At 63.3% G+C, this 13,768-nt stretch carries 12 protein-coding genes; 6 read left to right on the plus strand and 6 right to left on the minus strand.

Annotation, left to right across the window (positions count from 1 at the left end; all coding sequences use genetic code 11):
- The 4 genes from AC1DJW_RS11185 to AC1DJW_RS11200 form a co-directional block, all read right to left on the minus strand.
- Positions 1-2,625: N,N-dimethylformamidase beta subunit family domain-containing protein (locus AC1DJW_RS11185; RefSeq protein ID WP_476901450.1), on the minus strand; the 2,625-nt coding region annotated here is incomplete at its 3' end.
- A 233-nt stretch (positions 2,626-2,858) separates the two neighbouring features.
- A complete protein-coding gene (gene lhgO, locus AC1DJW_RS11190; protein ID WP_459342581.1) occupies positions 2,859-4,067 on the minus strand; it encodes an L-2-hydroxyglutarate oxidase in 1,209 nt (402 codons plus the stop codon).
- Complete coding sequence (locus tag AC1DJW_RS11195) at positions 4,064-4,657, minus strand: acyltransferase (RefSeq protein WP_476901451.1); 594 nt, start codon at positions 4,655-4,657, stop codon at positions 4,064-4,066. Before AC1DJW_RS11195 ends, lhgO begins: the two co-directional genes overlap by 4 nt.
- A gap of 157 nt (positions 4,658-4,814) precedes the next feature.
- Positions 4,815-5,195 (minus strand): cupin domain-containing protein, encoded by a 381-nt coding sequence (locus tag AC1DJW_RS11200; protein WP_476901452.1) that lies wholly within the window; start codon positions 5,193-5,195, stop codon positions 4,815-4,817.
- Between the two features lie 210 nt (positions 5,196-5,405).
- On the opposite strand from AC1DJW_RS11200, the gene AC1DJW_RS11205 reads away from it, so the two are divergent.
- The gene (locus AC1DJW_RS11205) at positions 5,406-6,545 is read left to right on the plus strand and encodes a class I SAM-dependent methyltransferase (protein ID WP_476901467.1); all 1,140 of its coding nucleotides are present in this window, start codon (positions 5,406-5,408) and stop codon (positions 6,543-6,545) included.
- 13 nt (positions 6,546-6,558) lie between these two features.
- On the opposite strand, the gene AC1DJW_RS11210 is transcribed toward AC1DJW_RS11205, so the two are convergent.
- A complete protein-coding gene (locus AC1DJW_RS11210; RefSeq protein ID WP_476901453.1) occupies positions 6,559-7,449 on the minus strand; it encodes an aminoglycoside phosphotransferase family protein in 891 nt (296 codons plus the stop codon).
- Between the two features lie 129 nt (positions 7,450-7,578).
- Here AC1DJW_RS11210 and AC1DJW_RS11215 point away from each other — a divergent pair, with 129 nt between their 5' ends.
- The 4 genes from AC1DJW_RS11215 to AC1DJW_RS11230 all read left to right on the plus strand — a co-directional run bounded on the left by AC1DJW_RS11215 (position 7,579) and on the right by AC1DJW_RS11230 (position 12,097).
- Positions 7,579-8,832: an ROK family protein gene (locus AC1DJW_RS11215; protein ID WP_390277725.1), complete on the plus strand. Its 1,254-nt coding sequence runs from the start codon at positions 7,579-7,581 to the stop codon at positions 8,830-8,832.
- 104 nt (positions 8,833-8,936) lie between these two features.
- Positions 8,937-10,292, plus strand: coding sequence for an extracellular solute-binding protein (locus tag AC1DJW_RS11220; protein ID WP_390277723.1), 1,356 nt, complete (start codon positions 8,937-8,939; stop codon positions 10,290-10,292).
- A 3-nt stretch (positions 10,293-10,295) separates the two neighbouring features.
- A complete protein-coding gene (locus tag AC1DJW_RS11225) occupies positions 10,296-11,222 on the plus strand; it encodes a carbohydrate ABC transporter permease (RefSeq protein WP_476901454.1) in 927 nt (308 codons plus the stop codon).
- Entirely contained in the window at positions 11,216-12,097 is an 882-nt protein-coding gene (locus AC1DJW_RS11230; protein ID WP_390277946.1) for a carbohydrate ABC transporter permease, read from the plus strand. Before AC1DJW_RS11225 ends, AC1DJW_RS11230 begins: the two co-directional genes overlap by 7 nt.
- A gap of 17 nt (positions 12,098-12,114) precedes the next feature.
- Here AC1DJW_RS11230 and AC1DJW_RS11235 read toward each other — a convergent pair whose 3' ends face one another.
- Complete coding sequence (locus AC1DJW_RS11235) at positions 12,115-12,318, minus strand: hypothetical protein (RefSeq protein ID WP_265981384.1); 204 nt, start codon at positions 12,316-12,318, stop codon at positions 12,115-12,117.
- Between the two features lie 450 nt (positions 12,319-12,768).
- Between AC1DJW_RS11235 and AC1DJW_RS11240 the strand changes: the two genes are divergently transcribed.
- Complete coding sequence (locus AC1DJW_RS11240) at positions 12,769-13,737, plus strand: methylenetetrahydrofolate reductase (protein WP_269997849.1); 969 nt, start codon at positions 12,769-12,771, stop codon at positions 13,735-13,737.
- Positions 13,738-13,768: the final 31 nt, after the last annotated feature.

The following is a 13,768-nucleotide window of genomic DNA, read 5'->3' on the forward strand; positions in this document are numbered from 1 at the left end:
GGTGGTGGTGTTGTAGCTGGTGGTGCCGGGTACGGCGGTGTTGGTGGCGTCTTTGAGGGTGTAGGTGATGGAGGACGCGGTGACGGCCTGGTTGAAGGTCGCGGTTGGTGCGGTGTTGGTGGGCACGGCGGTGGCGTTGTTGGCCGGGGACGTGGAAGAGACCGCAGGGGCCGTGCTCGAGGGATTGAAGATCGCGTCCACCCAGTAGTACTCGGCGTCATACGATTCGTTCGGGAACGCCGAAGAAGAGCCGTAGGCGTAGAGGCCGTTAGGGGTGCCCGGGAGGCTCCGCGGGTAGTGCAAAGGTGCACTGTCTACGCGGCTGTTACCCGCGGGCGGCGGAGACGGATGCAGGTAGAAGTAGGCTGTGTCCTCGGAATAGTGGCCCGCAGGAGCGTAATAGGAAACGACGTACATCGTGTTCGCGGAGACGGCCAGCGGCGTCGAGAAATTCACGGTCTGCCACCCCGTGGCGGATTCACCGGTGAAGGTTGCACTGGCCAACAGCTGCCCGCTGGCGGACCAGATGTTGCCGATGTGTGTCCCGGTGTTTTTGGTTGCCTTGTAGAACCGGACTCCTTTGATGGTTCCGTTGACTTCGGAGTAGAACTTGGCGCCTACCTCGATCGCGGTCGGGTCCGCCGCGTCGGCCACGGTTGGCGAGATGTTCACGCCCGAAAGGGAACACGGGCAGGCGACGTTGGTGACAACGCCCGACGACGGCGTCTCCACGTTGCCGCTGTCGTCAACGGCACGTGAGCGCAAGGTGGACGTGGGGTTGCCGTGCGCATTCCAGGTGAAGGTCCAATTTGTCGTGCCCGTGGCGGGACGCCAGGTATTTCCGTTGTCGGTGGAGACCTCGACGCCGGCCACCACGCCTCCGGTGTCGGCCGCGGTTCCGCTGATGGTGACGATGGTTCCGTCAGCAATGTTCGCGCCGAAGGCTGGTGAAGTGATGGTGGACGTCGGCGGAGTGACATCTGTGGATCGGGTGGCGGCAGTCAGCCCGGTGACGATCGTCGCCGGCTGGACTCCCATGTCGGCGAACAGGTTGACGGTAGCCTGCTGCATGTTCTTGTCCACCGCTTTGCCAGTGGTGAACCCGTCAAGTCCCCACGGCCACTGCACTGTGCCCGCGCCAAAGACAATCGCTCCACTCGGTGCTTTGTACATTGTGAGGTTGTGGGTGGCTGTCTTCCCGGTGGCAGTCTGCGAGCCGTAGTCCGTGAAGACTTCCGCGGACGTGTTCGTGGTGGCCGACAGCTTGAAGAGGCCGGCCGGCCGGAAGCCGTTATCGGCGTCGATATCCCATTCGTAACCGAGCGTTCCCAGGCCCGCACCGAGGGTCACGCTGGTCCCGGGGGCCGTCGTGGCAATGGTCGTGTTCCTCCACATCCGGAGCGCACTGTATTGCGAGGGAACCGTGATGTCAGTGGTTCCTGAATTGACGATGAAGAACTGGCCTGTCAGTGAGTTTTCGGGGTTTCCTCCACCAGTGGAGGTCCCGAAGCGCGGGTCCCGATAGGTGCCCGTCCAGGAGACCGGGTCGGTTGGCGCGTTGAAATGCGTATCTTTGTAGGCCACCAGAGTCCGGCCGGGCGTGCTGGGTCCGGCGACGCTCGGTTCCCAACGCGTCTTCCAGAAGACCTCGTTGCCGCTGAAGAACGCAAGGTTCACGCCGGCGTCGCGGGCGGCTTCGACGTTGGCGCGCTGGTCGCCGGACCAATACTCGTCATGCCCCACGGACATGAATGTCTTGTGGTTGAGCAGCAGGGAACCCTTGGTGGCGACATCGTTGCCGCTCATGTAGCTCATGTCGTACCCGTTGGCTTCCATGAACCGGATCATCGGGTACTCGGAGTACATCAGCCAGCTTCGCCCTTGGTCGTCCGCAGCGGAATTGAACGGCCTGTTGTACGAGACTTTGAAGGCCGACTTATAGGCCTGCGGGTTCCCGGGAGGGCAAGCGACGGTGCAGCTGTAGAGGCTGTTGCCACCATAGGTGTTGTACGCCTGCCACGTCTCGTCCGAGGTCTGGAACAGCATGTCTGAATGTGCGGAGTCGTTCCGGACAACGAATGGCACGATGCTCGCGCCGTTCGTGTCGTTGCGCACGAGCCTTGCGATATAGACGCCGGAGACCGCAGTGGACGGGACCGCCCAGGAAGCCGACACGCCCCAGTTTCCGCAGTCGATGAGTCCCGTGTCGGAGTAAGTGTTACAAGCCGGTTGTGATTGCGGCAGTGCAGCCGAGGGGAGGACGTTCGAGGCAACTTTGCGGGCCCCCAAGCCCTGGTAGTAACCAAGCCGATACACATCGATGTGGTAGGCCGACGCGGGCGTCAGAATCTTGAACGAGATCGTTTGGCCGATATTGACGCTCATCGACGTGCCGTAACCCTGGATCGTGGAGTCTCCGGCTCCGGAGACCTGCCATTCGGAGGCGGGGTTCCCGGGCAGAGTGTTTTCGCAAGCAACCGGGTTGGTGACCGGCGCGGCGCATGGATCCGTGGCTGCGACGGCGGAGACTGCCATCTGCAACGGCAGGAGCGTTGCGATCATGGCCAGCACGGTCGGCAGGACCGCGCGGCGCACAGCCAAAGGGAAATTTCGGTTGTTGCTCATGTCGCGACCTGCTTCTGTCATTGGTTTCAGGCACTCAATGACGGAAGCATATGGAGCGGGCCGGGAGCATGGCACGAGTGCCGGTACCCGTTTTTTTGGCCGCCGCACGTCGGGAACGGCGGTCGTTTACCTGTTTTTAGGCTTCGGACACGCGGAAATACCAGCCGATGTCGAAACGAACCCCGGGGGCACGGAGGAAATGCCGCGCGGGTGGAGCTGTCAGGTGCCCTGGATCAGGAGAGTCGGGCTCGTCCCGTTGCTTCGGCCACGATGTGCTCGGCGATGGCCATCGACGAGGTCGCGCCCGGCGAGGGAGCATTCCGCACGTGGAGGACGCGGCTCGTGCCGGTAATGACGAAGTCATCGACGAGGCTGCCGTCGGAGGTCATTGCCTGCGCCCGGATTCCGCGGGGACCGCGCGTGACATCGCCCGGCAGGATGTCCGGAACGTACTTCTGTGCCTCCCTGACGAAGGCACGGGTGTTCATCACCGTGCGTGCCTCCCGGACGGCTGCGGGCAGGTTGCCTGCGGCGAACCGCCAGAATCCCGGGAACCCCAGCACGGCGCCGAGATCGGCGGGGGACATTTGCGTGCGGCGGTAGGCTTCCCGGCCGCCGGCCAGGAAAGCATTGGGTCCCACCAGGATGGCGCCGTCGATGCGCTTGGTCAGGTGGACACCGAGGAAGGGATATCGCGGGTCCGGCACGGGATAGATCAGGCCTTTGACCAAAGAACGCTTCTCGGTCCGGAGCAGGAAATAGTCGCCGAAAAACGGCACGATACGGGGGTCCGCGGGGTCTCCGGCGGCGTAGGCCAGCCGATCCGACTGCAAGCCGGCACAAGTGATAACGACGTCGAACGCTTCAGTTCCGCGGGAGGACCGTATCCGCACCTCGCGGCCACGGTCTTCCACACCGGTCACCGCCAGTCCCAGCAGGATATTCCCGCCCGCCGCACGCACGTCCTGGGCCAAGGCATTGGTGATGGCGCGGTAATCGACTATCGCGGTCCGCGGCGAATGCAGGGCGGCCAGGCCGCGGGCATGCGGCTCGACGACGGCGAGATCGTCCGCGCCGATCATGCGGACGTCCGGCACGCCATTGGCGATGGCCCGGGCGTGTATCGCCTTGAGCCGGTCAAGTTCGCGGGCATTGTGGGCGACGACTACTTTGCCGCACTCTTCGTAGCCGAGGTTCTTCTCCGCCGCGAACTGCCGGAGAAGGTCCACGCCGCGGCGGCAGAGTCGCGCCTTCAGGCTCCCGGGCTCGTAGTAGAGCCCTGCATGCACAACGCCGCTGTTGTGTCCGGTCTGGTGTCCGCCAAGCTCGATTTCCTTCTCGAATACCGTCACGTCCGCATTGTCGAGTCTGCGGGTGAGCTCACGCGCCACCGCGACGCCGATGATTCCGCCTCCGACGACGGCGGCACGGACCCTGCTCATACCGTGGGTGCTTCTGTGAGCGTGTCTCCGTTTTTGATGTAGCGCTCTCCCGTCGCGGGGCACACCAGTTCGTCGCCGTCCGGCCGAAGGGGATGTCCGGACTTGCCGACCCAGCCGATTTGCTTTGCGGGAACTCCTGCAACCAACGCGAAGGCCGGAACGTCCCGGACCACCACCGCGCCCGCGGCAACGGTTGCCCATCTGCCGATCGTTATGGGCGCGATGCACACCGCTCGGGCGCCGATTGCCGCGCCATCTTCTACGATCACGCCCACGGGGGTCCAGTCGTCGGCCGATTTCATTGTGCCGTCGGGGCTCACCGCCCGGGGGTACGTGTCGTTGGTGAGTACGGCTGCCGGGCCGATGAAGACTCCGGCGCCCAGCCGGGCGGGCTCATAGACCAGGGCATAGTTTTGAAGCTTGGAGTTGGGGCCTATTTCGACACCTGGTCCCACATAGGCCCCGCGACCAATGTTGCAGTTTTCGCCGAGGCGGGCATCCTCCCTGATCTGGGCAAGATGCCAGATCCTCGTGCCGTGGCCAATGGACGCCTGCTCTGAGACATCGGCGGTTGGTTCAACGAAAGCCATGGAAACACGTCCTCTACTTATCGGTGAAGACGGCCGCGTCTTCCGTTCGGTGTGAAACCGTCCGTGCGAGCGGTCGCTTGCGACGATTGTAGATGCGTTTCCTATTCGGCAGCAGGCCGAGGAGAAAATCCCAGGACGCGCTGACGGCATGTAAAGACTATTGCTCGGCTTTGACTCCATATTCTGCCGCGCTGACAAACTCGATGGCCGAGTAGGTTTCGTCGCCTACCACCCAGGCATTGTGTCCCGGCGGGATGGTGTACGAATCTCCTTTGGAGATGCTGATCTTCTTGCCGTCGGTGGTCTCGACTTCGAGCGAACCGGTAATGCAGTAGCCCACGTGGTTGAGCTGGCAGGAATCGGTTTGGACCACCGGCTTGATGCAATCCGCCCAACTCCAGCCTGGCTCGAAGCTGAGGCGGCCGATGGTGTAGTCACCGACAGTGACGTTTTCCACCACGGTTTTCTCGGGCCGACGGATTTCATCGGGAGAATTGTGCGACTTTACTTCAAGCTGAGTGACGAGGTTGACAGTCATGGTCTGCTCACAAGGGGGAGTGGGAGCCTGGTCTTCCAGGTCCGCAACGTGGCTCGCCCTTCGCAGCGGACCCTGATGTCTTGGCTGCTTGCGGCGTGTGCCGTGCCTTCAGCAGCGGTCAGACGGTCGATTACTTGCAATCTCTACCTTCCTCCGCCGCCCCTGTGTTGTCGAGGGTTCGTGAGGGAGATAGATTGGTGCACCGTGACCTTGACCGAGCTGGATGTACACCTTGAGACACTGTTCGGCACCTTGCGCCGCTTCCCCGATGTCGAGGCGGAGAACCTGCAGGCGCACGACGCCACCGACCGGCTGCTCCTTGAGACCGCGGCTGGCTACATCGCAAATCCGGAAACCCGCGTTGCGGTGATCGGTGACCGCTACGGAGCCCTGACCCTGGGCGCTTTGGCGGCCATCGGCGTCGGGCATGTCCGGGTGACCCAGGACCTCTACGCCGGCAGGCTCGCGCTGGAACGTAACGCCCAGGCGTCCGGGTTGTCCGGGCGCTTTGATCAGCTCGAGTTGGGTGCCGGGCTGCTCGACGGCGCCGAACTGGTGATCATGCAATTGCCCAAAGCCCTCGCGGAACTGGAAGAAATCGTCGACGCCGTTGCACGCTTTGCAGCGCCGGGAGCCGTCCTGCTCGCCGGAGGTCGCGTCAAGCACATGTCCCTGGGCATGAACGCCGTCCTTGAACGCAGCTTCGAATCGGTGCAGCCGCAGCTTGCGCAGCGGAAGTCGCGTGTCCTGATCGCCCGCAGTCCCAAGCGGCCGGACACGCCGGAGTCCTTCCCGGTTTCGGAGCAGAACACCGAGCTTGGGATGACGGTCTGTGCCCACGGGGCTGCGTTTTCAGGCACGAAGCTGGATATCGGCACGCGCTTTCTCCTGGGCTTCCTGGACAGGATCCCCGAAGCGCGCCACGCCGTAGACCTTGGCTGCGGGACCGGGATCCTCGCCACGATGTACGCCCGGAACCGTCCGAAGGCACGGGTTACCGCGACGGACCAATCGGCGGCAGCAGTCGCGTCCGCCAGGGCAACCGCGGCAGCCAACGGGCTGGCAGATCGAATCACGGTAGTCCAGGACGATGCCATGTCCACCTTCGAACCGGGCAGCGCCGACCTCATCCTGTTGAACCCGCCGTTCCACCTCGGCGCGAGCGTCCATGCCGGGGCGGCCACAAAGATGTTCGATGCCGCGGCACGGGTCCTGGCTTCGGGCGGTGAACTCTGGACTGTCTACAACAGTCACCTGCAGTACCGTGCGGCGCTTGAAAGGCTGATCGGTCCCACCACCGAAATCGGGCGGAACCCGAAATTCACGGTGACCCGCAGCGTCAGACGCTAGGCGTCAGACCGGGTCAGTGCGGCTCCGACAGCAACTGCCCCACCCCGAAATGCCCGATTCCTGCCATCCCCGGATTATCGTCCGAGAAACTGACCATCGCCGTCGCGAGGACCACAGCCCAGCCGCGGGAGCGGGTCCAAGTCGCGGCATCCACGGCGGGTCCGAAGGCAGCCATGAAGCGGCGCCGCGCGCCGCCGTCGAACATCAACCACGCGACGGCGAGGTCGACGGCGGGATCCCCGGCCCCGAGGTCTCCGAAATCGACGACGTCCGCGAGCCGGCCGTCGGGCCCCAGGAGGACGTTCGCCGGGTGGAGATCTCCATGCAGCCACAGCCCGGGTCCGTCCCACGACGGGGCCAGGCATGCCTCGGACCAGAGCGTCCGCAACCGCGCCGCCCGCGGATAGCGGCTGGAATCGTCGAGCCGGTCCATGACCGCGTCGGACCTCGCTTGCAAAGGCACCCCGCGGACGGGATTGACGGGCGCGCCCGGTGCCGCCGGAACGTGGATTGCGACGAGGAACGCCGCAAGGTCCTGGGCCGCCGCATTTCGTGACTCCTGGGACGCCAGCACTGCGGAGAGCCCTTCCAACCATGGAGTCACGCTCCAAGGCCACGGATACTCCGCAGATGGGCGTCCAGAGTGAATGGGGCAGGGGAGGGGTACGGGAGACTGCCGGGCATACTCGGGGAGATATTGCTGCTCATGCAGTATCAACTGCGCTGCCGCCTCCCGCCGGGGCAATCGGACGGCCCATTCGTTGCCGAGCCGGTACATGACGTTATCCCAGCCGTTTGCCACCAGCTCCAACGGAAGGTGGGAGACTCCTGGCAGTTGCTCTTCGAGCAAACTCCTCACCAACCCCGCGGTGATTTCCAGCTCAGCCTGGGGCATGAGTGCCATATTCGAGGGCCTCCCATCAGCAATATCGGGGTCCGTTACGCCCGGGGAGCGTGTGGGCATACCGGGACAAGCACACGTGCCGTACGATGCAAATGCAACAGCATTATTCGAATGATTTTAGGGGAATCCGTGACTGAGATCCGCCAGCCGACTCCGAGGCGCGGAACCAATCTGCCCCGCATGGGGGACTTCAACCTGACCGTCATTCTCGACGCAATCAGGCGCTCGTCGGGCGGACTGAGCCGCGTGGAACTCGCCCAAATCGTCGGCCTTTCACCGCAGACTATTTCGAACATCTCCCGCCGCCTCCTGGATCAGCGGCTCATTGTCGAAGCAGGCAAGGAAGGCAGCGGTCCGGGTAAGCCCCGCACCATCCTGCGCCTGAACCCTTCCGGAATGTACGCGCTTGGCGTCCACGTTGATCCCGCGGTCATCACCTCCGTGGTCCTGGACCTCGTGGGCGACGTTGTGAAGCACTCCCGGATTCCCACGCCTGCCGGGAGCAATCCACAGCGGGTCATCGCCGCCATCGCGGAGGAAATCAAGGCGCTCATCGAAGATTCCGGTGTTGACACGGGGAAGATCGCGGGACTTGGCGTCGCGGCGCCGGGACCCATAGACCTTGATGAGGGCACTGTCGTGGATCCGCCCCTGATGATGGGGTGGGACCGGGTTTACCTGAGGGACGCCCTTGCCGAAGCCACCGGGCTTGAGACCCTCGTGGACAAAGACGTCACGAGCGCGGCCGTCGCCGAAACCTGGGCAGGCGGGGCCAGCGGCACTGGAAGTTTCATCTTCATGTACATGGGTACCGGCATCGGTTGCGGGATTGTCTTGAACGATGAAGTTGTCCGTGGAACATCCGGCAATGCCGGGGAAATCGGGCACATCATTGTTGACCCGGATGGACCCCCCTGCGATTGCGGCCTGCGTGGTTGCGTCAAGTCTTCCTGCATCCCGCAGGTCCTCGTGGCCGAGGCCGAAGAGCAAGGTGTCCTGAACGGTGGCCGCAAAGGCACCGAGGGCCCGGAAGTGCAGGAAGGATTCGCCCGGCTTTGCGACGCCGCGGACGCAGGCGACGAACGCGCCATTGCGATCATCGATAAGTCTGCAGTGCTGGTTGCCCGAGCGGTTGCGGTGGTGACCAACACCCTCGACGTCGAACGCGTCGTCTTTGGGGGCCCCTTCTGGGGCCGTATGGCCGAACGCTACCTGGATCGCATTCCTGCCCTGCTCGCCGCCAACAGTGCAGCCAACAGCATCCACAGCATCGAGGTTGTCGGGACCGGAGTGGGCGAAGACGTCGGCGCCATCGGGGCTGCCTGCCTGGTACTGGAACACACCCTTGCGCCGCGTGCCCAGCGGCTCCTCTTGGAAGGCTGAGGCCTTCACTAGGTCCTGCGTCGCAGGGCTGCATTTATCAATATTGGCAACAGGCTGGGCCAGCTGAAGTGTGGGGGCTGCAGCCGCTTGAAGATCGGAGCGTCATGCGTCGCCCAGTCCGGATCGGAGCAGCACTGCTCGGCGTCGTAGGCCTTTTGGCCACGGCAGCCTGCTCTGCCCAACCCCAAGCCGTAAGCAAACAAACCATCAAGATCGTCTATCAAAAGACGGACTCCTTCACCGCCCTGGACAAGGTCTTCCAGGACGCCAAACAGGAATTCGAAGCAGCGAACGCGGGCGTCACTGTGGACCTGGAGCCCATCCAAGCCAACGACGACGACTATGGCACCAAGCTCGCGCTGGCCCAGCGTTCCCCGGACACTGCTCCGGATGTCTTCTACGAGGACACTTTCAAGGTCCGCTCGGACGTCGACGCCGGATACTTGCTGAAACTCGACTCGCAATTGGCCACGTGGGACGAGTGGTCCAAGTTCAACGAGGGTGCCAAGGCCGCCGGACGCGGTGACGACGGCAGTATCTACGCCGTCCCGCTTGGCACCGACACCAGGGCGATCTGGTACAACAAGACAGTCCTCCAGAAAGCCGGCATAACGCTGCCATGGCAGCCGAAGACCTGGGATGACATCCTGGCCGCGGCCCGCAAAATGAAGGCCGCGGATCCGGGCGTGATTCCCTTCAGCATGTACGCCGGAAAGGCCACCGGTGAGGGAACCGTCATGCAGAGCTTCTACGAACTGCTTTATGGAACGGGAAGCTCCCTGTATTCGGAAAGCGACAAGAAGTGGGTGGTGGGTTCCAAGGGATTCACCGATTCACTCCAGTTCCTGAAGACCCTCTACGATGAGAAGCTTTCGGTGACACCGGCGGACGCCCTTGATTCGAACGTGTGGAAGAAAGTCTTTGGACAGTGGCTGCCGCAAGGCAAAATGGGCGCCACCGTGGAAGGTTCCTACGCGCCGTCGTTCTGGCAGAAGGGCGGCTCCTACGAATGGGCCGGCTATGCGCAGGATATGGGAGTAGCCACGTTCCCCACCCAGTTTGGACAGGATCCCGGTGGCGTGAGCATGTCCGGTGGCTGGACGCTCGCCGTTGGCGCTAAGACCAAGAACCCGGACCTTGCCTTCAAGTTCCTGACCACTGCCGTGAACAAGAAGAATGCGTTGGCCTTCGACGTCAACAACTCGCAGATCGCCGTCCGCACCGATGTCGCTTCCGATCCTGGTTACCAAGCAGCCAACCCGTTCGTGAAGGACGTTTCCGATCTGGTGGGCGTCACGCACTATCGCCCGGCAACCGCTGACTATCCGAAGATCTCCCTCGCCGTCCAACAAGCCACTGAGGCCGTCATCACCGGCAAACAAAGCCCGGCAGAAGCCGCAGCCGAATACGACGCTTCGGTCAAGAAACTCGTCGGCGACTCCAAGGTCATGCAGAAATGACGCATGGCAGTCCCTGATTCGCTCAACCGCGGTTCCCTGCGACGCAGACCCCCCATCCGAAAGTCTCTGCGTCGCGGGCTCCGCTTGTTGCCGGTAGTGCCCTCAATCCTGCTGCTGGCCTTCTTCATGGTGGCACCCGTGGCGTGGTCCTTCTACGCCTCCTTCACCAACGCTGCATTGTCAGGCAAGGCAGCACTGAACCCCCAATGGGTCGGCCTGGACAACTACGCCCGGATGCTGACGGATTCCGTCTTCCCGCTCTCGGCGTGGCTGACGGTCGTCTTCGTGGCAGTTTCCGCGATCCTCGGACAGAACGCCCTGGGCCTGGTCATCGCCCTGTTGATGACCAGGGCCGGGGGAGCCACGGCCTCGCTGGTGGGCACGGTGGTGGTCGCTTCGTGGATCCTGCCGGAGATCGTTGCGGCCTTCGCGGCGTACGCGTACTTCAGCCAGGACGGCACGCTCAACCAACTCTTGGGAATGTTCGGTGTCCAGGGCACCAACTGGCTCTATGCCTTTCCGATGGCCGCCGTCATCCTGGCCAATGTCTGGCGCGGCACCGCGTTCTCGATGCTGGTCTACCGGGCGGCCCTTTCCCAGGTCCCGCGCGACATCTCCGAAGCCGCCCTCATGGACGGAGCCAGGGGTTGGCAACGGCTGGCCTTCATCACCCTTCCGATCATCCGGGGAAGCATCGCCACAAACCTCATGCTGATCACGCTACAAACGCTCGCGGTATTCACCCTCATTTGGGTGATGACGGCCGGTGGTCCCTCCAACGCGAGCACCACCTTGCCCGTGCTCGCCTACCAGGAAGCCTTCAAGCTCGGAGACATCGGTTACGGCACCGCGATCGCCTCGGTATTGATCCTGATCGGCATGGTCTTCGGAGTCGTGTACGTCAGGCTGATCCGCGGGGCAAAATCGTGACCTCCCTGCGCCGTGCGCCGCTGCTCGCCGGGAACCGCCCGACGGCGGTGGGCAGGGGACGGCTCCGCGTCCGCTTCGCCGCCAATGCGGCTTTGGCCGTGATCGGGCTGTGCTTTGTGCTGCCCCTTGCATGGCTTCTGCTCGCGTCCGTTGATCCGCACGCCGGATACGAGACGCGATGGCCGCAATCGCCGTCGTTCGCCAATTTTGCCGCCGTATCGACGCCCGGGTTGCTCTTCCAACCGCTCCTGAACAGCTTCCTTCTCTCAGCCGGAACCGCCGTCGTGAACCTGGCGGCCGCCGTCCTGGCAGCCTATCCGCTGTCACGCTACCAATCGCGATTCAACAAGCCGTTCCTGTACACGATCCTGTTCGGCACCTCGCTCCCGGTCACGGCAATCATGGTGCCCGTCTATGGCCTGTTCGTGCAGTTGCAATTGCTGGACTCGATGCCGGCAACCATCTTCTTCATGGCAACCACCACGTTGCCAATGGCCATTTGGATGACCAAGAACTTCATGGACTCCGTGCCGCTTGAGCTGGAGGAAGCTGCCTGGATGGACGGCGCCTCGGGACTGGCCACACTCCGGAGAATCGTGCTGCCGCTGATGAGGCAAGGGCTGGGCGTAGTGTTCATCTTCGTCTTCATCCAGGCCTGGGGGAACTTCTTCGTCCCGTTCATCCTGTTGTTGTCTACCTCCAAGCAGCCCGCCGCAGTGTCCGTCTTCAGCTTCTTCGGCCAGCACGGAGCGATCGCCTACGGGGAACTTGCCGCGTTCTCCATCTTGTATTCGGTCCCGGTACTTATTCTCTACACGGTGGTCGCGAGGGGCTCCGGAAGCGCGTTTGCCCTGTCCGGCGCGATGAAGGGCTGAGCGGCAACAGCCTGGACTCAGTCGATGTCCTCCACAATGGTGCCGTACGGAATGGAATCATCAAGATGGGCCTGGTGACCGGTTAGCCCCGGGTTGTAGAGGACACGGACACCGTGGAGCTTGTCCGCGGCGGATTGCATCAAGATGGGGCGGATGGTCTGGATGAACCGCTCATCCTTGCCATCGAGGTATTCCTGGTAACTGGCTGGAAGCTGAATCATGGCAAAAGAATAGTCCTGCCGGACCGTCATGGGGAGGGCTCGCGGCGGGCTACTCCGTGGCGTATCCTTTGCGGCTTAGACCCTACCGAAAGCTAAAACGAACAATCTTCAGAAATCAGGCGAAACGCAGCGTAAAAGTGCGTCTTAATTCGGCGGAGGATTTGTGGCGCCCGGAGCCCCGATCTAGAGTCGTATTCAAGTTACCGCGGTAACGTGTCAGCGATCCTCCGCCGGATCTGTCTCTTGAAGGCAGGCAGGAGGGTGTGGGTGCCCCCATGTGGGCCTGACATTTGCACACGGACAACTTCATTCCAGGCGTAACAGTCGCGGCTGCGCCCTGCTGGAGTTCGTTGCGTGTATCCCCAAACTCAATTCACCGATTCTGCAGTCCATGGACCTGGCTTTCAAGTCCGTGAACGCAGGCCCGCTGACACACAGCCAAGGACGCAAATGTCACCACCAAGCCTCATCGACACCCATCCAAACTTGACCGGCGCCGCTCCTGTTGCCCTGTCCTACGAACTTTTCCCGCCGCGCTCTCCCGCGGCCGCGGAGTCCCTCTGGACGACCATCGGGGAGCTCGAGGCCACGGACCCCGACTTCGTCTCCGTGACCTACGGCGCCAGCGGCTCCAACCGCGACACAGCCGTCGAGCTCATCAACCGGCTGCTGCTCGAAACGACCCTGCGGCCACTGGCCCACCTGACCTGCGTCGGAAACACCCCGCAGGAGTTGGCCGAGATCATCGGCGAACTCCTGGACAACGGCGTGCGCGGTATCCTTGCGCTGCGCGGCGACCTCCCCAAGGACAGCGGCCAGCCGGTCAACGGTTCGCTGCGCTACGCCCAGGACCTGATCGAACTGATCCGCCGCGTGGAACAGCGACGTTCGGCCCTGCTGTGCGCGGGCAAAATCGCCGTTGGCGTGGCCGCCTATCCCACTCGCCACCCTGAGTCCCCGAGCGTGGAGCACGACGTCGAGGTGCTGCTCGCGAAGCAGCGCTCGGGCGCCGACTTCGCCATCACGCAGGTCTTCTTCCACACCGAGCAATATGCGGACCTGATCTCCCGTGCCCGACGTGCGGGGGTCACGATCCCGATCATTCCGGGCGTCATGCCGCTGACCAGCCTTCGCCGGCTCAAGCGCCTTGGCGAGCTCACCGGCGTCGAGCCGGCACCTGAGCTGATTGAACGCCTCGCCGCGGCGGACACGGACGCCGAACGGCGCAAGATCGGAGTCCGCGCCACGGTTGACCTGGCCAACGCCGCACTCCAGGCCGGTGCTCCGGGCATCCACCTGTACACCTTCAACGAGCACACTTGCGCCCTGGACGTGCTGGACAAGCTTGCCTTGCCCCGACCGGCCCGGCCCGCCAGCAGGCTCAGCGCCATCGCCCGCCGGCAAGAACTTGTGAGCTGATCAGCCAACGCTGCTCCGCAAACGCCTAGAC

The sequence above is a fragment of the Arthrobacter sp. 05L417 genome, assembly GCF_056397865.1.

Coding starts and splice junctions, on each gene's coding strand:
- lhgO (WP_459342581.1), bottom strand. CDS start 4,067: ATGAGCAGGGTCCGTGCCGCCGTCGTCGGAGGCGGAATCATCGGCGTC.
- AC1DJW_RS11195 (WP_476901451.1), bottom strand. CDS start 4,657: ATGGCTTTCGTTGAACCAACCGCCGATGTCTCAGAGCAGGCGTCCATT.
- AC1DJW_RS11200 (WP_476901452.1), bottom strand. CDS start 5,195: ATGACTGTCAACCTCGTCACTCAGCTTGAAGTAAAGTCGCACAATTCT.
- AC1DJW_RS11210 (WP_476901453.1), bottom strand. CDS start 7,449: ATGGCACTCATGCCCCAGGCTGAGCTGGAAATCACCGCGGGGTTGGTG.
- AC1DJW_RS11220 (WP_390277723.1), top strand. CDS start 8,937: ATGCGTCGCCCAGTCCGGATCGGAGCAGCACTGCTCGGCGTCGTAGGC.
- AC1DJW_RS11225 (WP_476901454.1), top strand. CDS start 10,296: ATGGCAGTCCCTGATTCGCTCAACCGCGGTTCCCTGCGACGCAGACCC.
- AC1DJW_RS11235 (WP_265981384.1), bottom strand. CDS start 12,318: ATGATTCAGCTTCCAGCCAGTTACCAGGAATACCTCGATGGCAAGGAT.
- AC1DJW_RS11240 (WP_269997849.1), top strand. CDS start 12,769: ATGTCACCACCAAGCCTCATCGACACCCATCCAAACTTGACCGGCGCC.